Genomic DNA, 18573 nt, shown 5'->3' on the forward strand with positions numbered 1-18573 from the left:
TTGAAATACGGAAGTTTTTTCAGCTGGAGGGGTAGAGCAATGATGATCGGCGTTAATGCGTTGTTCGGATCAATGGCGGCATTTGACCAGGAAGCGGCGCCAATCATCGCCGTGGCGATCATGTCGCTGGCGGTCGGCGTACTGGTTGGCTATTTGCTTACCAGAGGTTGGCGTAATTCGACCAAATCAGCGCAGCCGGACGCCGGAGCGGACGAAGGTCGACGATCTCAGCTTTACGAAAAGCGACAAGTCATTTTGCGCCGCTTACAAAAGGACCTTGATCTGTTGTTGGAAAACCAGGTCGAAGTTCGCAATCTGATGTCGACCCAAGTGGTTCGCGTGTTGCCGGGACGATCGGTGATGGAAATGCGCCGCCTGATGAGCACGCAACATTTGCGACATTTGGTCGTTGTCGACGAAACGGAACGCGCCGTCGGCGTGATCAGCGATCGAGATCTGCTGGCCGTCAAAGATGGCGTGGCCGCCGACGTGATGCGTACCCCGGTCATGGCGATCTCGCCGCAGTCGATGTTGCTGCCGACGGTGTCGCACATGATCGAGAACAACATTTCTTGCCTGCCGGTGGTGGAAGACGATCATGTTGTCGGCATCATTACCACGACAGATCTGTTGCTCACGCTGCAAAGCGTCCTCCGCATTTTGCAGATGGAGCGGATCTCGCGCAGCGAACCATCGCCTACCGAAGAATTCGCCGAGGCCTGCTCCAACTAGAATCGCCGCCGAGCTAATTGGCGGCTGGTCGTACGACGCGCAGTCGAATCGGCAACGAGGTTTGCTTTCCTTCGACCTTGGTCGACGCCTGAAACGTGCGCTGCGAAGCAGGAGTCCAAGCGGCCGCCGTCAAGTGCAGCGTGCGCTCTAGCTGACCAGCCGGAATCAGTACTCCGCTCAGGCCGATGTTGTCAACGATGACTCCATGCGGCAAGTTGCTGACGTCGAATTGAATGCGGTCATCAAAGCCGTTGCGATCGACCCGCAATTGGCACGTGATCGTTTCGCCGGCGACAATCGTCAATTCTTGGACGGCCGGAAAATGATAGTCGGGAATGATCGGCGGCTCTACGGTTGCGGCCAAGCGAAAATGTCCCAATTGATGGCCTGCATTCCCTTCGTGCCGCAGTTCGCAAATCAGTTTCCCGGCTTGGGCCGTCGCCAACGGTTGGGCGAATTCCAATACGGCGTAGTGAGCGGGGTCTTTCCCATTTCGTTTGACCGGAAACTTGCCATCTTTGGGCTCGGCGATCGCCCAGCCGGTTTTCGGGTTGTCATCGATCAGGCCTGCCGCGGCGAACCCTGCTTGGGCATAGTCGACGGCCGCAGATGCAATTGCGATCGGCTGCGATGGTTTTCCCGCTGGTTGATACGAGAGCTTCAAGCCTGTCAAAACAAAGTTGCCGTTGTCAGCGCCGCGACCCGGCGAACCGCTCGGCAACGACGCATGTCCCAGCACGTCGAGACGGATCGCATGCAGCGTCTCGCCTGCGGCGAGGGGAATTTCTAGCCGATAGTGATCGTTACCTGGATTGGCGCCGATCGCCAATAACGAACCATCGTTGAGCAGCGCGAGCTCGGAATGGTCATCGCTGGTGGTGAACTGGTCCGTGCGCAACGCTTTCCAAGTCCGCTCTGGTGGAGGTTCGCCAAAAGGGCCGTCGGGCGAACTTTGGGGAGAAAGAAAGACCGCCAGCTTGGGGCGTTCGGCAAGTTGAATCTTGCCGAGACTGCCGACCTCCTTCGTCACTTGCTGGCCATCGATCATCGCACGAGCGATCACCTGCGAGATCGATTCGTTCTCCGCGGTTGGCGCCGGCGCCCAAGGCAGTGCTGAGAGGACCCCAGTCGCTTCGATGTGTCCCGCTTCGATCACCAGCGGTGATGTCGCCTGAAAACCGGGGGGCAAGCCGGTGATTTCGACTTCGACGGGGCCGTTGAAGTTGTCAAATCGCTCGATTTGGATGGTGAACTCTTTGCCGCTGCCGGCGTTGATCGTCGGATTGGCGCCGTTGAGCTTGGCCGAATAATCGGCCAGCGGCCGCCGCGCAATCAACTGATATTTGTAGTCGTCGCCTTCAAAACCTCGCACGTCGCGGACGCTGACCAAGTAATCGCCGGTATGCGGCGCGACAAACGCGAGCAGCGAGTCGCCGGCGCCGCGACCTTCGCTGTCGTCATCATTTTGATAGTTCAGCGTAAACGTTGGCAGACCATTGTCGGGCAAGTCCGATCCCGGCGCGTACGGCTCGACAATATAGCAAGGTTCAAACAGCGCGTGAGCATGCGCGGTCGTGTCAAAATAGGGTCGGCGCTTTCCCTGTCCGGGATAAAAATTAAATCCCGAGTCAGGACCCTGCGGCATGCGATAGAGCCGCACGACTTCTCCCTGGATATAGAGAAACTGGTTCAGCTCCATCTCTTCCCAGTTGGTCGTGCGGCAGTCGATCGTCGAAGAGTTAATGCCGCGGAAGGTCACCTCGGCGTCCCGTACGCCGCGCAGCAAAACGTGGGGCACAGGCTCTCCGGCCGCATCCAGAATCTCCAGACACGTATCGGCGGGACTTTTGTCGCGCGCGGCGCGCGTCTCAAAAATGATCTGCTCGCCGGCTTCGGCCGCAAAGCGATAGAGATCGACATCGGCGCCAGCGCCATCGTCCTGCAAAACGCCCCGGATTACCTGCGGCCAAGCGAGCGAACCGGCTTGGTTTACCCCGTTATTGGGTTCAACTTCGTCGGCGCTGGGGAGCTTCTCCCAAGCCACGTGCTCCGCAGAGCGAATCGCTGGCGGCGGTTGATAGGGAAGGCCGATCGTTGCGGCCGCGTCGTTCAATTTGCCGCGAATCCCCGTGATCGGTTCAACGCGCCAATCTCCGCGCGCCAGGGCGACCAACGCTTCGGTTTGCGTCACCGCCAGTGATACCGGCCAATCGGCTTGATGCGGCGTCTCGCCCAGCAATTCCATGTCGGCAAATCGCCAAAAGCGAACGGTGCGGTCTTCGGCGGCTGAAACCAACAGTTTGCCATCTGGGGAAAGAGCGAGGTCGAGAATCGGCGCATCATGAGCGAACTTGGTGAAGAGCAGCCGATTGGTTCCTTCGGCGGCTGACTTGCTCACCTGCCAGACGCGGATGCGATTGTCGGCGCCGGCGGCGGCGACTCGATTTCCAGCGGGAGAGAAACAGACGGCGTTAGTCTCATCCGTCGCTTCGCCAAAGGTCTCGAGCCGTTCGCCGGTAGTGATGTCCCACAATTTGACGGTTCGGTCAGCGCTGCAGGTCGCCAGCACTTTCGAGTCGTTTCGGAAAGCAAGATCATAGATCGCGTCGTTGTGCCCGGTGAGAGTGTTGAGCGGTAAGCCTGATTGCAAATCCCAAACAATCACGTCCTTGTCGTAACTGCCGGTCGCCAGCACTTGCGCGTCAGGCGAAAACGCGACGGAATAGATCGCGTCGTGATGTCCGCGAATCGATTGCTTTAACCGGCCTGTCGCAGCGTCCCAAATACGAACTTCGCCGCTCACGCCGACTTGTCCCCCTGCACCGGCAACCAAGGTTCCATCCGCAGAATAGGCGATCTGGTTGACTTTGCCGGGAAAATCCAGCCGGTGAATCGTCTTGTGGGCCGGAAATGCGGCGAGTTCTACTTTGCCATAGCGGGCGATCGCCATTTGATCTCCTCGGGGAGAGAGTGCGATGCAGCTTGTGCCGGCTTGCAGATCGCCGCGGACTGCGATCTGCGGAATGTTCATCTGGGGAGCCGCTTCGTCGGCCTGGGGGCCTGTGGCGCCGGCAAGAATCCAACGTCGCAGCAGAGCGAGTTCCGCCGCCGTCGGTTGCGGCTCTTCTTCGGGGGGCATTTTGGGTTCGCCGTCTGTCGCCAGCACGGCCAGCAATAGGCTCTTCTCGGGTTGATCGGGAGCAAGGATTGCGCCGCTTTCGCCGCCGGTTTGCAGTCCGTCGAAGGTGGTCAAAATCAGTTCTGCATTCGCATCGTCCGGATTGTGGCAGCCGGCGCAATACTTGGTCAGAAGCGGCCCGATGTCGCGCGTGTAATCGACGGCCGGCTCAGCGGCCGTTGCGGCGCTGGCAACACAAAGCAGGAGGGTGGTGAGTAGGAATATTCGCATCGCACGCGGTGGGGAATGGTTTAGTGATTAAAGAGAAACTCTTTCGACGTGAGCAAGCTCCAGAAAAGATCGTCCACTAATTCTTGCCGATCCTCGGCTTTGAGTTGTTCAAACTCGGCCGAGATCGCTTCCGTTTCAGCGGTCGTGGGGAAGCGGCAAAGCGTCGCCAGATAGGCTTCTTCAATGATTTCTGCGGGCGACTTGTCGCTCGTCGCCAATTGACGCGAACGGCTATCTTTGGCGCCCAATTTTTTCAGTAACGTCTCGCCGTTATAGAGATGCAGCGCCTGCGTCATCGACGGTTCGTCGCTCCGTTCGCACTCGCAGGTGATCAGACGTTCGGGACGACCAAAGGTCGCCAGAAAGTCGGACTCCACGCTCGCATCAGGCAGTTGCATCGCGCGCGTACCGGCGTCAAAACCTTTGAAGGTTGACGGCGCTTTGGTCACAGCGGCGTAAGCGTCCAGGATCACTTCGGCGGAAAGCCGACGCGGGTAGTAGCGAGAATAAAAGCGCCCGTCGTTTTGGTTCCCTGCCAACGGTTGGCTGCTGCGCTGGTAGGCGGCCGATTGCATGATGACTCGCATCAGTTCTTTGAGTTGGAAGTCATGCTGGACCAGATATTGTTGCGTCGCGGCGAGCAGTTCTTCGTTGCTGGCCGGATTGGTCAGGCGAACGTCATCAACTTTTTCGACCAGCCCCACTCCGAAGTAGTTCGCCCAGACGCGATTGACAATGGCCCGCGAGAAATAGGGGTTTTCTTTCGAGGTAAGCCAATCGGCCATGTGCTCGCGGCGATCTTCCGTCGCAGCAAATGGGATCGCTTCGCCGTCTAGTGGACGAGGCAACTGCGGTTTGCCGGTTCTCGGTTGGACTAGTTCTCCGGCGGTGTCGGCAAAGACGGTTCGCTTGCCGTCGCCGCTGCGGTAATCGCCGCCCCAACCTTTGCCGCGGACGCGCGAGAAGAGATTCGCCATGCCGAAGTACTGGTCGTTGGTCCATTTTTCCAGCGGATGGTTGTGACACTTTGCACAGCCGATCGAGAGACCGAGAAACGCCTGGGCGACGGTTTCGGCCATCACGGTCGGATCTTGATGGAGCGCATAAAAGTTGGCGGCGCCGTTGTCGTAGGTCCCGCCGCTCGCGGTCACCAGTTCATGCACCATTTCGTCCCACGGACGGTTTTTCTCGACCTGACCCCGGATCCAACCGTAGTAGCTTTTCACCGCTTCGGGACGAAGCCGATCGCCGCTGACCAACAGCAGATCGGACCATTGGTAAGACCAATAGTCGACAAACTCGGGACGTTTCAACAGCGCGTCGATCAATTTGTCGCGTTTGGCCGGATCGTGGTCGGCGAGAAAATCGCGCGTCTCGGCGGTGGTCGGCAAAATGCCGATTGCATCGAGATAAGCGCGGCGGACAAACTGGGCGTCATCGGCCGGCGGAGACGGCGGCAGGTTCAAGCTATCGAGTTTCGCCAGGATCATCTCGTCGATGAAATTGCGCCGCGGTGCGGCGGCGATCGCGACCGCAGCCGGTTCGCCGGGATAGGGAACGCTGACGAATGCGAGGACGTTTTGGTTCAAAAACCAAGCCTTCACGGCGCCTTCGCCGGGGCCCACAATCGAAACATGACCGTCGGCGGCGACTTCGGCGACCGATGTATTCACCGAGTCAAACTTGGCCCAGCGCGTGACATCTTCGCGGCGACCATCCTCGTAATGCGCGATGACGACCAGTTGTTGTTCGTCGCCGGGCGATTGACGACTTGCCGCCGGTAGGATCTGGAGGTGATCCAACCGCGCGTCGGATTCTTGCGGCGGCGGAGCGCCGTCGGCGATCCACTCGGCGATCGCCAGATAGTCGGGTGAACTGACTTCAAATCGCACGCCCCCTTTATGGGGCAACGTGCCGGTAGGCTTGAGCAGCAGCAAACTGCGGCCTGGATCGCTGTACGTCACTCGGCGTCCACGAGCATGCCGCGTGATCGAGTCGTAGTCGGACGCCGGATCGTACCCGAAGAGCGAGAGTTTGAATCCCTTTTTGCCGGCCAGTGCGCCATGGCATGCGCCGCCGTTGCAATTCGCTTTCGAGAAGATCGACAAGATTTGATTGCGGAAGTTCCAGTGGAACTCCGTCTCTTGACCCGTCACGCGCACCTGCGCGGTTGCGGTCAGTTCTCCTGCGGTAGCGGTGATTGTCGCCAGTCCGTTTGCGTGCGGAATGACCGATCCATTTTTTACAGTAGCGATCGATTCGTCCGACGATTTCCAGACCACGTCGCGGGCTTCAGCCAACGCCTGGTCACCGTCCAATCGCTGCGCAACGATGCGTTGCGACGATTTGACAGTATCGAGGACGATCTCGCCGGGGAGCACGCTGAGCGAAGGCTCGGTTGCATGCAAATCGCCGACGACGGCGGCATAAGCCGCGGCCAGTGCGAGTGAAAGGAAAACACGATGGACGCGCATGGATCCTCTGTAAGTGGAAGAAAATCAGGGAATAGCGCCGCGTTAGAATAATTCATCGATTGCGTGCGCTCCAAAATCAACCAACGGGAACGGCCGACCGGCAGGACCCGGCAGCGTTGTTTCTAAATCGAGTCCGAGACTGCGATAGATGGTCGCGACCACCTCGGACGGCGGTGTGGGACGTTCGGCCGGATAGGCGCCGTTGGGATCGCTGCGTCCCACGACGCGACCTCCTTGAACTCCGCCGCCGGCGAAATAAACGGTAAAGCATTGCGGCCAATGGTCGCGGCCGCCGGCAGGATTGACGCGCGGCGTCCGACCGAACTCGGCCAGATTGCAGACCAGCGTGTTTTCGAGCAGGCCGCGATCAACCAAATCGGTGATCAAAGCCGAGTAGGCCTGGTCGTACATCGGCGCGACAATTTCTTTCATCCCTTCGATCGACGTGAACGGCTTCGAGCCGTGGATGTCCCACGTAATCTCATTGAAGACGGTCAGAAACGTATTGACGGTGACAAAGCGAACGCCGGCTTCGATCAAGCGTCGCGCCAACAAGCAACTTTGACCAAAGCGATTCATGCCGTAACGCTCGCGCAGCGCCGGCGGTTCTTTCGTGAGATCAAACGCGTCACGAGCGGCCGGGCTGGTGATCATGCGATAGGCCGACTCAAAGTTCGCGTCCATCAGCTTGGCGCTCTCGCTCGCTTCAAAGTTGCGCATCGTGCCTTCGACAATCTGGCGCAAGCGGCGACGACGCTCTAAGCGGGCCTGGCCGATTTCTTTGGGCGGCAATAAGTCGGGAACCTGGAAGTTCGGTTTCGAGGGATCGGCCATCAACGCGAACGGATCAAACGCTTTGCCCAAGAATCCGGCGTCTTGTCCATGCGGCAGATTGCCGCCGGTGTTGCCCATCGGCTCTGGCAAGATCACATGGGCCGGCAAGTCGGTCTTGCGGCCGCGGAGATACTCGAGCACGCAACCGGCGTGCGGCGTGTTGACGCCGCCGGTAAACAGGCGACCCGTTTGCAACATCTGATGGCCGGTATCATGAACGGCGGCCGCCGTGTGATAACAACTGCGAACCAGGGAAAACTTATCGGCGATCGCCGCATGTTTCGGCAGGATCTCGGTCAGTTGAATGTCGGGGCTTTTGGTGGCGATCGGCTTGAAGGGACCGCGAACTTCGGCCGGCGCATCAGGTTTCGGATCGAACGTATCCATCTGGCTCGGCGCGCCCAGATTGAAGATCATGATGACGCTGCGCTCGTCATGATTATCGGCGACAGCGCCTTGAGCTTGGGCGGCCAACAAATGGGGAAGCGACAAACCAAGCGCACCCAGCGCGCCCACTTGCAAGAAATCGCGACGGACCATGCCGTCGCAAGTCACCGACTTGGCGCGAGAGGTGAGTTGAAGCATATCGCCGCGCGGGGGTAGGTAGAATGCGACTGGAAGGAGGGACTTTCCTTCAACCTATCGACCCCGTCTTAAGGCGTCAATCTTTTTCCGCAGAGAATATGGCGATTCGGCAGCGAATCAATGCGACTCCCACCGTCGATCTTAAAGCCTAGCGAGAATTTGAGTTACGTAGCGCAGCCATCTTGGCTAGGGGAGAATCACCTGGCGCTAGAACGATCAATTCATCCTTGCGCAGGAAGTAGGGCGCCGACTCGATGACGCTCAGTTGTTGTTGCGTTTCGGCCGATAGCCGATCGTAGTGCCCGCGCGTGGTGACGATCAATGGAGACCGGCTGGATGCGATCGACTGTTGCAGCAGCGACTCGTCGCCGTTCACCTCGCGAATCGCGCGCCCGCTATAGAAGATCCAACTCGGCTCGAGCGTGTTGTAGGCGAACAGTTCGTCGTCGCTCTCGCGCAGGAGCGAAATGATCGGTTGATTCAATTGGTGCCGATCAATCCGCTGGGCCGCGAAGGCGAACATCAGCAGGATGAACGCGAGACTTGTTCCTCCATAAACCGATAGTGCGGCGCCTGGCTGATTTTTGCGGAGGAAGTAAATCGCGGCGATTCCTCCCACAAGCGGTGCGATGCCGACCACCGCCAAAATGGTTTCGCCTGGGATGAATTGATCGATCGCTAACGGGGCGCCGACCAAAAATCCAATGCCGATCATGATCGAAATCGCAAATCCGCTGATGTACCAGTTCCGGCTGACTTGCGTCTCACCAGAAACAAGTCGCGCCAGCGCCGTGCCGACTAGCAGCGCCAAAGCGGGATAACAGGGCGTGACGTAACTCGGCAGTTTTGTTTTGGCGATCGTAAACAGCGTGATCCAAACTCCGCACCAACAGGCCAGAAAGATCAAGCCGGGCGTCTCCTTCGCGCGGCGACCGATTTGAGCGCCGACGTCGAGAATGGTCTCGAGGAAGAAAATTGACCACGGAAAAAAGCCGATACAGATCGCGATAACATAGAAGATGACAGGCCCTTGATGCCCTTCCATCGCCGACGTCGCACGGCCGAGATTGTGTTCCCAGAAGAAGCCTTGGATCCAAGCGAATTCACGCAGCGCGACCCACAGATACCAGGGCAGCGCGACGGCCAATGCGGCGACGATCGCCAAAGCGGGACGCATGAACCAGCATGTTTTGAGAAAGTGCAGCGGCGCGAACGGCTTCAGCGGCGTGAGCCAACGACGCCAACCGGTCGCCGCGTCGGCAGGCAAACGCTGGATCAACAGGAACATTCCGATGATCGCCGTCGGCAGCACCAGGCCGATTGGACCCTTGGCCAACATCGCGAGTCCCATCGATCCGTAGAGGAGCGCGACTTTCCACCACGTTTCTGGATAATATTTGGAATCGGGTTTCGACCAATCGCCCACTCCCCAGACGTAAACCCACATCGACAGGGCCACGGTAAAAATCAACAGCGCATCGGGCGTCGCAATCCGAGCCGCCATCGCAAACATCAATGACGTCGCCAGCGCCAAAGCGCCCCAAAACGCGGCCTCGGGATTGAACAGTCGACGTCCCATGTCGTAAGTCAGCAGCACGACCGAAACGCTCAGCGCGGCGGACCAAAAGCGCGCGGCGAACTCGTTGACCCCCAATGTCGAGTAGGAAGTCATCATCAGCCAATACAGCAGGACCGGCTTGTGAGAGCGAACCTCGTCGTTGAAGCGCGGAGTAATCCAGTCGTTGGCTTGCAGCATTTCGACCGCGCAGCCGGCATTGCGCGGTTCGTCACGATCCCACAGCCGAGGGCCGCCGAGATTGATGAAAAACGCCGCTGCAGATACGCAGGCCAACAGCCAAGGGGCAAGTCGTCCCCCCTTCATAAGCAATCCTTTGCTATCGTGTGAAAATAGGCTGTCGAAGCTTACTCTGAGGCGCCAGCAGAAAGCAACGTCAATTCCATGGCTGGAATTTGCTGTTCGACGCCAGCATACTGCCCGCTACACTGTTCGACTTGTATGATACGAAGCTTTCTGAACGATTGTTTGGCAGTTGAGAAATTGGCGTCAAAGCCCCAAAAAATTGCGACCGCGGTCGAGTCGCCGTCGCTGGCGGTCTACGCCGAGGAACTAGCCGCCGCGCCGACCTCGATGCGGCGCGTCTATTATCTGGCGGCTGCGCTGTTTTTGCTCGGATTTCTCGCGCTGCCGATTGACCATGCGGCAGGCGCCAATTTTGTGGAGCCCGGCGATCTGGCCTGGAAGATCGAAGGAGACCTGCGGACTCTGTTTCTGTTGAGCGAAGCGTTTGCCCATGGGACCGGGGTCATTGTGATCGTGATTGCGCTGGCCGTCTTGGATCGGCGACATCGCAACTTGTTTTTTGTGCCGCTGCTCACCGCGCTGGGGGGAGGCATGTTGGCCAACATTCTAAAAGTTTCGCTGTTGGCCCGCATTCGTCCGCATGCGTTCGACTTTACGCAATCGATTTGGGGGACGTTTTATGCGGCGCTGCCGCTATTCAATTCAGCCGCGTGGTCGCATCTCGGCGAGCATGATTACCAAGGCTGTCCGTCGGCCCACTCGGCGACCGCCGCCGCGCTGGCGGTTGCGTTGACGTTGATCTATCCACACGGCCGCTGGCTGTTTGTGGGGCTGACGTTGATGGCCGGTTTTCAGCGCGTGTTGGTAGGCGCTCATTTTCCCAGCGACGTAATTTGGGGCTGGTCGGTCGGAACTGTCTTTGCCGCGGTGATCTTGGATCACGGTCGCTTAATTCGTTGGGCGAATGCCTGGGTGCGTCGTTTTCGCCGCATCTGGGGCGTTACGAAGAGCGCAGAAAAATAGCGGACGTCGCTCGGCGACGCCCGCTATTGGGTTGAAACATCTTCACGCAGTAGAAGGCTCTAGAGAGCCAACTGGCGTTACTTGGCGCCGCCCGGGGCAGCGGCGGCCGGCGGTAGGACTTCGAGCAGTTCGATGTCGAAGATCAGCACCGAGTTCGGCGGAATGGTCGGATTGCCCTGTTCGCCGTAGGCGAGATCGGACGGAACGAACAGTTTCCACTTGGCGCCGGTCTTCATCAGTTCCAGCGCTTCCGTCCAGCCGGCGATCACGCGGCTGACGGGGAACCGAGCTGGTTCGCCTCGTTCGTACGAGCTATCGAAGACGGTGCCGTCGAGCAGTTCGCCTTTGTAGTGACAGACCACGTCGTTTTCTTTGGTCGGCGAGGGGCCGGTCCCTTCCTTTTCGACGATGTACTGCAGGCCGCTCTTGGTCGTCTTTACGTTCGGCTTCTTGGCGTTTTCGGCCAGGAACGCAATCCCTTTTTCTTTGGCGGCATCCATCGATTTTTGCTGTTCGGCGATCAACATTTTCTGGAATTCGACCATGGTCGCTTGGATCTGTTCTTGGGTCAGTTGCGAATCCTTCCCTTCCAGCGATTCGGTGATGCCCAGCAGCAACGCTTTGACGTCGATCGTGGGGAGATCGGATTTGATGTTCGTGCCAAAGTTACGTCCGATGACGTAAGAGGCCTTTTGCATCGTCGAACCAAGTTCCGCTTGCGGCGCGGCCGGCTCTTGAGCCTGCAGAACGGCCGGACCGAACGAGAGGAGCGCCAGCGTCATACATAGGACGCGTTTCATAAATAATCCTTTCAAGGAGAGGCCGCTACCGGCGGCAAGTTGGTGGGTAGACGCTCGCGGACGCGCCTTGACGGTAAGTATTATTGAAGATCTGGCGCGAATTGGAAATCGGGGAAGAGCGAGACTAGCGGATTGAGCGAAGCCATTGCGACGCGAATCGCTCGGCTTCCCCTCGGTTACGAAACAAGCGAATTTCGACCTGAGCCCCGGCGCGTTGCTCGGGAGTCAGCTTTTTTAACTGCTGCGTTTGCCACTGGGCGGCCAGGTCCTGAGCATGGAACACATTCGCGGTTCCGTAGGTTTTGCCGTCCGAAATGATCCTGACTGTCGCTGTAAAATGGGCGAATTCTGCAAACGGATGGTTGTATTGTTGCGATTTGAGATGAGCGACCATCCCCTTTTCGATCTCGCTGAGGTCGGCGCCAAAATGTTTTGAGAAATCATCTTGATTCGAGAGGATTACCCCGCCGGTCGAGACGTTGACCGAGCCCTCCATCGGCTTGATCGCGCTTAACTCACGCATCAAATCATTGAAATCAGATCGCCGCTGCGACGCGAGATAGTGCGTTAAACCCCAGGCCGAAGCGTAGCCGGTCGACGTTAAGCGGGCCGCTTTGACGGTTTGTTCGACCATGATTCCATCGGCTTGTTCGGCGTCTTTACCTTTGATGTACGACTCCAACTCGAACATCCGCATGTCGTTAATGACGCCGGCGCCTTTCCATTTCATCCGCGTGCCGAATTCGGTCGGCGCGTAATACTCGGCGATTCCTTCCGAAATCCACATCGGCCAACGCGAAAGTCGCTGTTGTACGCCGATGTTATGCAAGATCTGATGGGCGCCTTCATGGGCGATCGTGGAAATCGCCTGTTTGTAATAAAGGTCTTGTTTTAGCGGGGGATTCGTGGGGCGTTCGTACATCACCACATGATTGGCCAGCGTATCGTAGAAGGCGACAATCCCTTCGGGAACCTCGCTGAACTCTTGGTATTCGGCCTCGGTTGCAAACATGATCGCGACCAGCGGAACGTCCGGCTCATGCACATCAATCCGCTGCGCCTTGGCATGTTTCTGCATGCCTGGAATCATCGATTCCAAAATACGCATGGTCGCTTCGGCAAACTCGTTGGACGTGTTGTAGACGAACACGTAATGCCGGCTGGTGCGCGTCTTGAAGCCGGGGAATTTTTCTTCCAGTTGTTTGGCCAACGACTTTTTGTCGAGCCCTTTGAACGGTGTGTCGGTTCGTCGCAGGTCGCTGACCGCTCGGGTCACCAATTGGCCATCGGGAAGCTCGACAATTAGATTGCTGCCGATCATCACATGGATTCGACCGATGACCTGTTCGCCGGCTTCATCGCGGACTTCGACGCTACCGGTAAGATTGTGAGAAATGACTCCCGGCGGCAGATCGATCCCAAACGCTCTGGGGTTGGGGACTTTTGTCCCCTGAGCAAGTAGGTTCTCTCCCCCTCCTAGCAGGGCGAGCGACCATGCAACAAGGCAAATCGCTAGTTTTCTCATGGCAAGCATTCGGCTGCGATCGAGGACGTTCGAGAAGAGGTTGGGAAGGGTTGCCTCTATTTTGCGGCTAAACTCCTTTCTGGCAAGGAATTTCCCGCCGGTGAAATCCGAGAAAAACGAATAGTTTGCGGACACAAACTCCGGCTTTCCGGGTTAAACAAACGGGACAGTTTCTTGTTCCACTCAACTTGCTCTTCCGAATCTCGCCAAACGTGATTCTCTAAACTATTGTTTTAGAAGAGCTTACGGCATTATTTGGCGCAATTTTTCCTTTATCGGGTCAATGCATACCACGATGGTCGCGATTCCCCATTTCAAAACTGGCGGGCTCCTTTTGGCGGCGCTCGTCTGCTTTTCTACCTTCCTGACGCCGGTTTCGGCGGCCACCCCAGAATTTGTGGGGGTGTTGGCGTATGCGCTTGACTCAGACGCGACCGAAAAACTGAACATCGACGCCGAGACTCAGCAAAAGCTAAAGCAGCTGATCGCCGACCGCGAAGACAAGGCCTTAGAGCTGGCGCTGTCGATCCAGGATCTGACGAAAGCAGAGCAGGCCGAGAAGCTTGCGCCGTTTGTCGCCGAATCAGAAAAGCTCGGCTTTGCGCTGCTGACCGCGGATCAGCAACAGGGGCTCAAGCAATTTGGCGTGAAGCAAGCAGGCATGAAGTCGCTGCTGACGACGGAAATGGCCGACTCATTAAAGCTAACCGCCGATCAACAGACGCAAATCGGCCAACTCGCGGCCAAGATTGACGCCGCCCAAGCGGCGGGTGCTCCGGCGGTGGAAGCGGCTCGCAAAGAATTTGAACGCGAGTCCCGCAAATTGTTGAGCCCTACGCAACAAGCGGCTTGGGACCAGATGGCCGGCCTGGTGGGTGAACCTGCCGATCCGCTTCCCGCGGTGACTCCGCCTGCCGAAGCGACGCCTGCCGAGATGAAACCGGCAGTCGCCGCCGCTCCTGTCGATGCGAATGTTCCTTCCCCCAGCGACAAGGCGGCCGCGCCGAAGCCGGAAGTGGGACCCAATGGAGAACCGCTGTTGCGTTTCAGCTTCCGTTACGCTCCCTGGCGGGACGTGCTGGATTGGTTCGCGGAGCAATCGGATCTGTCGATGGTGATGGACGCGCCGCCGTCCGGCACCTTCAATTACACCGATGGCCGCGCTTATACGCCGGCTCAAGCGATTGACCTGCTGAACAGCGTCTTGCTGACCAAAGGCTATACGCTGGTTCGACGCGACAAAATGTTGTTGGTGGTGAACCTGGAAGACGGAATTCCGCCCGACTTTGTGACGACCGTTCCGGCCGAAAAGCTGGACGAACGCGGCGAATACGAACTGGTCAAGACGCTCTTTACGCTCAGCCGCATGACTGCGGAAGAAGCGGAAGCGGAGATCTCGAAACTGATCGGACCGCAAGGTCAGGTCGTGGTGCTGCCGAAGTCGAAGCAGATTTTTGTGACCGAGACGGCAGGACGCTTGCGGACGATTCGCGATGTGATCAACGCGGTCGAACGGCCCCTGAGCGAGAAGGTGCATATTGTTACGCTCGAGAATGTTGGCCCCGAAGAGGCGCTGACTGTCGTGCGACAATTGCTGGATCTGCCGCCGGAAGCGAACGGCACCGACGACGGTACCTTGCGGATCGCGGTTGACGCTTTGGGGGGACGCTTGTTTGTGAGCGGCGAGCCCGAATTGACCAGCCGCGTGCAAGAAATTCTCAAGATGGTCGATGAGCCGGGCGGCATGGTCGCGATCAGCGAACAGCCGCAATTGGAAGTCTACGCCGTCGGATCCTCGCAGCCGCAGACGGCGTTGCAAGTGATGCAGACGTTGCTGGCCGGCTTGCCGGAAGTCCGCTTGGCGATTGACGAAAACACCGGCAATTTGGTCGCGTTGGCCAAGCCGTCGCAACACGCGACGATTCGGGCGACGCTTGAACAGATGCAACGTGACTCGAAAAAGATTTCGGTCATTCAACTGCAGACCGTCGATCCGCAGTTGGCCGTGTTGTCGATCAGCAAACTGTTTGGCGGCGGTGGAGAAACGCCCAACCCCAGCGCTCCGATCGTCGACGCCGACCCGATCAGCGGCATGTTGCTGGTTCGCGGAACGCAGGATCAAATCGCGCAGATCAACGATCTGCTCAAACAGATGGGAGAAGACCCCGAAGCGGCGCTCGCATCGTCGTTGGACCGCGGCCGAGTTCGCACTCTGTCGTTGCCGGGCGCGTCATCGTCGCAGATCCTGGACGAGCTGGAAATGATTTGGCCCACCGTCAGCACGGCTCGGATTCGCGTCGTCCGTCCTTCGGCGCCGCCGATTCGGACGGTCGCTCCCCAAGATTCGCCGGTCGAAGCGGAATTCCAAGAGAATCTGCGTCTCCTATTCCCGCCGGCCAAAAAGCCGACCACACCACGCGAGGACGAATCGGCCAACGCGACTTCGACCTCTCCGTTTCGCTTTGTGAGTGAAACGACGGTCGCTGACGCAGCCGAGGATGCGACGACGGAACCGGTGCAGGCCGAATCCGCCGAGCCGAAAAAGCCGGCGACTCCGAAACCGCCTGCCGAGATCATCATCATGCCGGGGCCCGGCGGCATCGTTATCGCCTCGGACGATACCGAAGCGCTCGATCAGCTCGAAGAATTGATTCAAATGCTGGGAGACCGGATCGCCAACAGCGGCGCTGACTATACGGTCTTCTATCTGAAGCACGCGCCAGCCGACGTGGCGGCCGATTTGCTCTCCAAAATAATGACCGGTCAAGCTGCTTCCGGCGGCGGCGACGCCGGGGGCGGACTGCTGGGCGACATGGCGTCGAGCATGCTAGGAGGCGGCGGCGGCCTGATGGGTTCGCTATTGGGACTAGGCGGAAGCGACGGCGGAAGCTACACCGCATCCGGCAGCTTTTCGGTGGTCGCCGATGGACGTCTCAACGCCCTGGTTGTCAAAGGGAGTGCGGCGGATGTCCAAGTCATTGACCAGTTGCTCAAGATCATTGATCAACCGCATAGTCCCGAAGATGTGCAGACCAAAGCCAAGCCGCGCATGATCCCGGTTTTGTATCAACCGGCCAACGATGTGCTGAACGTGGTGAAGCAGGTTTATGCCGATCGCATCGCCGATTCGGGCGGCGGCGGTCAGCAGCGTCAGCCGAGTCCGGAAGATTTCATTCGCGCCCTGGGCGGAGGTCGCGGCGGTCGTGGCGGCGGCGGCGGTCAAGGCGGCCAGGGTGGCGCTCCTAGCGAACCGCCCAAGATGACCATCGGCGTCGACACGCGCAGCAACGCGCTGGTCGTATCAGCCCCCGACCCGCTGTTTGATGAAGTGAAATTGCTTGTCGAACAGCTCGATCAAGCTGGTTCCGATTCGCAAGAAACGATGCAGGTGGTCAACATTCGCAAGTCGAATCCAGAGACGGTGCAAAACGCGCTGAGATCGATCCTCGGCGCCAACGTCACTTCCAACACAACGTCGGCCACGTCCAGCACCAATGGTCAATCGACCCCCAATCAACCCCAGGCTCCGAGCCAGGCCGACGCCGACGCAATGCGTCAGCGGATGGAAATGTTCAATCGTATTCGCGGCGCGATGGAACAAGGCGGCGGAGGACGCGGCGGTCGCGGCGGCGGCGCTCCCGGCGGCGGAGGCGGAGGTCGTGGCGGCGGCGCTCCCGGTGGCGGCGGAGGTCGCGGCGGACGCTAGGATTCGGTTTTCGCTACATCAGCAAGAAGTGAAAAGAGACCGCACGCCAACCGTGCGGTCTCTTTTTTTGCAAGCATGCGCTGCTTCGCATCTCGAGCAGGTCGGACTACATCCAGCCTTTGGGATACTCTTTCGACAGGAACGGCTCGGCCTGGCTGAAGCCGGGGATTGTCATCTTGGCCGCGTCCCACTTCAGCGTCTGGCCAGGGAAGCGAATCGCGACGGTGCCTAGCAGCACGGTCTCGGTGAGCGGGACCGAGTAGTCGAACGTCGATGTCGTTTTGTCTTCCCCACGACAAGCGTCCGCCCATTGCACGTAGTGATCGACTCCTGCGACCGTGTCGTACTTCGCTTCGGTCTCTTCCCCTTTGAGGTAGAGCTTCGGCATCGCGACGTGCGGAATGATCAACGATCCCTTCTCGCCGATCAGAATCGAGCCGGCTTTGGGAAGTTCGGCCGATTTCGGCAGGCTCGACAACGCTTCTGCCGGCGGTTGAACTCCGGCTGCGTCGTACCAGGTGACGCGAATCGTATCACCGGCGGTGCGTTCGGTGCCGGGGAAGACGTAGCTGACGGTCGCTTTGTCGGTCCAGGTTTCCGGCTTGAGCGGCGGAGCTTCGGCGACCAGTTCGAGCGGCGCAGTGAGCTCCAACGATTTGAAGACCGGGTCCAGGATATGGCAGCCGAAGTCACCCAATTGCCCGGTGCCGTAATCTTGCCAACCGCGCCAGTTGAACGGATGGTAAATGCCGGTCTTATAAGGACGACGCGGAGCGACCCCTTGCCAGAGATCCCAAGCGACGGTCGTCGGTACAGGGTCCGATCCAGCAGGACGATCGATATTGCGGGGCCAGCTTGGTTGTCCACCTTGCCAGGAATGGACTTCCAGGACTTTGCCGATCTGTCCGGCGTGCACCAGCGCGACCGCGGTGCGATAGGCGCTGTGCGACTGAATCTGGTTACACATCTGCGTGACCAATTTCTGTTTTTGCGCGGCCAACTGCATCTGCCGAGCCTCTTTGACCGTGTGGGTCAGCGGCTTTTGGCAGAAGATATGCTTGCCTAGCGCCATCGCCGAGAGCGAGATCGGAGCATGCATAAAGTCAGGCGTCGAGACAATCACGCCGTCGATGTCGTCCGACTTGTCGAGCATCTTGCGATAGTCGGCGTAAGTGAGGGCCGACGGATACCTCTCAGCGGCACGCCCGAGATGATCGGCCGAACTGTCGATGTTGCAAAGGGCGACGACTTCGACCGCCGGGCTAGCGGCGACGCCGAGCAAGTCGCTCCAGCCTTTGCCTCCGGTTCCGACGCTGGCGACGCGCAATTTTTCATTCGCGCCCAAGACGCGCGAATAAGAAGCGGCCGGAAGCGCCAAAGCAGCGCCGGCCAAGCCGAGTTGTTTCACAAAGTGACGTCGACTTGTCTTTCGATTCATGAACATTTCTCAAGAGGGTCGGTGGGTGGGGGCATCTAGGTAGGAATCCCTAGTCTGCCCGACGGGAATAGCGCCCGTCAACCTGATTTTATAAAATTCTGCAGGTTGGCGGATCCAAGAGATATCACCTGAGATCATGCGGACAAATCGGTCCGAGCGTCGGGGATCGGTATAGCCGCCGGAGCCGCTGTGGAAAAGTGGGGAATCGTCCGAGGTTCAATCTCT

The 18573-nt window shown here is 58.7% G+C and carries 10 protein-coding genes; 3 read left to right on the forward strand and 7 right to left on the reverse strand.

The window, feature by feature from the left end:
* The first annotated feature begins 39 nt into the window (after positions 1–39).
* Positions 40–732 carry a CBS domain-containing protein gene (locus DSM3645_RS15005; RefSeq protein ID WP_002653072.1) on the forward strand — a complete coding sequence of 231 codons (693 nt, stop codon included), beginning with the start codon at positions 40–42 and terminating at the stop codon, positions 730–732.
* Positions 733–745: 13 nt separating this feature from the next.
* Here the strand turns inward: DSM3645_RS15005 and DSM3645_RS15010 are convergent, their stop codons facing one another.
* The 4 genes from DSM3645_RS15010 to DSM3645_RS15025 all read right to left on the reverse strand — a co-directional run bounded on the left by DSM3645_RS15010 (position 746) and on the right by DSM3645_RS15025 (position 9916).
* The gene (locus DSM3645_RS15010) at positions 746–4141 is read right to left on the reverse strand and encodes a c-type cytochrome domain-containing protein (protein ID WP_002653073.1); all 3396 of its coding nucleotides are present in this window, start codon (positions 4139–4141) and stop codon (positions 746–748) included.
* Between the two features lie 20 nt (positions 4142–4161).
* Positions 4162–6615 carry a DUF1549 domain-containing protein gene (locus tag DSM3645_RS15015; protein ID WP_002653074.1) on the reverse strand — a complete coding sequence of 818 codons (2454 nt, stop codon included), beginning with the start codon at positions 6613–6615 and terminating at the stop codon, positions 4162–4164.
* 42 nt (positions 6616–6657) lie between these two features.
* On the reverse strand, positions 6658–8034 hold the full coding sequence (locus DSM3645_RS15020; RefSeq protein WP_002653075.1) for a DUF1501 domain-containing protein: 1377 nt from the start codon (positions 8032–8034) through the stop codon (positions 6658–6660).
* 148 nt (positions 8035–8182) lie between these two features.
* Positions 8183–9916 (reverse strand): ArnT family glycosyltransferase, encoded by a 1734-nt coding sequence (locus DSM3645_RS15025; protein WP_002653076.1) that lies wholly within the window; start codon positions 9914–9916, stop codon positions 8183–8185.
* A 177-nt stretch (positions 9917–10093) separates the two neighbouring features.
* On the opposite strand from DSM3645_RS15025, the gene DSM3645_RS28385 reads away from it, so the two are divergent.
* Positions 10094–10879: a phosphatase PAP2 family protein gene (locus DSM3645_RS28385; RefSeq protein ID WP_161603349.1), complete on the forward strand. Its 786-nt coding sequence runs from the start codon at positions 10094–10096 to the stop codon at positions 10877–10879.
* Between the two features lie 77 nt (positions 10880–10956).
* On the opposite strand, the gene DSM3645_RS15035 is transcribed toward DSM3645_RS28385, so the two are convergent.
* Together DSM3645_RS15035 and DSM3645_RS15040 are read right to left on the reverse strand one after the other, a co-directional pair.
* The gene (locus DSM3645_RS15035) at positions 10957–11679 is read right to left on the reverse strand and encodes an FKBP-type peptidyl-prolyl cis-trans isomerase (protein WP_202594946.1); all 723 of its coding nucleotides are present in this window, start codon (positions 11677–11679) and stop codon (positions 10957–10959) included.
* Between the two features lie 124 nt (positions 11680–11803).
* Positions 11804–13204 (reverse strand): DUF1570 domain-containing protein, encoded by a 1401-nt coding sequence (locus tag DSM3645_RS15040; RefSeq protein WP_161603350.1) that lies wholly within the window; start codon positions 13202–13204, stop codon positions 11804–11806.
* 283 nt (positions 13205–13487) lie between these two features.
* On the opposite strand from DSM3645_RS15040, the gene DSM3645_RS15045 reads away from it, so the two are divergent.
* The gene (locus tag DSM3645_RS15045; RefSeq protein ID WP_002653080.1) at positions 13488–16910 is read left to right on the forward strand and encodes a secretin N-terminal domain-containing protein; all 3423 of its coding nucleotides are present in this window, start codon (positions 13488–13490) and stop codon (positions 16908–16910) included.
* A 106-nt stretch (positions 16911–17016) separates the two neighbouring features.
* On the opposite strand, the gene DSM3645_RS15050 is transcribed toward DSM3645_RS15045, so the two are convergent.
* On the reverse strand, positions 17017–18348 hold the full coding sequence (locus DSM3645_RS15050) for a Gfo/Idh/MocA family protein (RefSeq protein WP_040351873.1): 1332 nt from the start codon (positions 18346–18348) through the stop codon (positions 17017–17019).
* Between the last annotated feature and the right edge of the window lie 225 nt (positions 18349–18573).

The sequence above is a fragment of the Blastopirellula marina DSM 3645 genome, from assembly GCF_000153105.1.
In the GTDB taxonomy this organism is placed as follows: domain Bacteria; phylum Planctomycetota; class Planctomycetia; order Pirellulales; family Pirellulaceae; genus Blastopirellula; species Blastopirellula marina.

Coding starts and splice junctions, on each gene's coding strand:
- DSM3645_RS15025 (WP_002653076.1), bottom strand. CDS start 9,916: ATGAAGGGGGGACGACTTGCCCCTTGGCTGTTGGCCTGCGTATCTGCA.
- DSM3645_RS15035 (WP_202594946.1), bottom strand. CDS start 11,679: ATGAAACGCGTCCTATGTATGACGCTGGCGCTCCTCTCGTTCGGTCCG.
- DSM3645_RS15010 (WP_002653073.1), bottom strand. CDS start 4,141: ATGCGAATATTCCTACTCACCACCCTCCTGCTTTGTGTTGCCAGCGCC.
- DSM3645_RS15005 (WP_002653072.1), top strand. CDS start 40: ATGATGATCGGCGTTAATGCGTTGTTCGGATCAATGGCGGCATTTGAC.
- DSM3645_RS15015 (WP_002653074.1), bottom strand. CDS start 6,615: ATGCGCGTCCATCGTGTTTTCCTTTCACTCGCACTGGCCGCGGCTTAT.
- DSM3645_RS15040 (WP_161603350.1), bottom strand. CDS start 13,204: ATGAGAAAACTAGCGATTTGCCTTGTTGCATGGTCGCTCGCCCTGCTA.
- DSM3645_RS15020 (WP_002653075.1), bottom strand. CDS start 8,034: ATGCTTCAACTCACCTCTCGCGCCAAGTCGGTGACTTGCGACGGCATG.
- DSM3645_RS15050 (WP_040351873.1), bottom strand. CDS start 18,348: ATGAATCGAAAGACAAGTCGACGTCACTTTGTGAAACAACTCGGCTTG.
- DSM3645_RS15045 (WP_002653080.1), top strand. CDS start 13,488: ATGCATACCACGATGGTCGCGATTCCCCATTTCAAAACTGGCGGGCTC.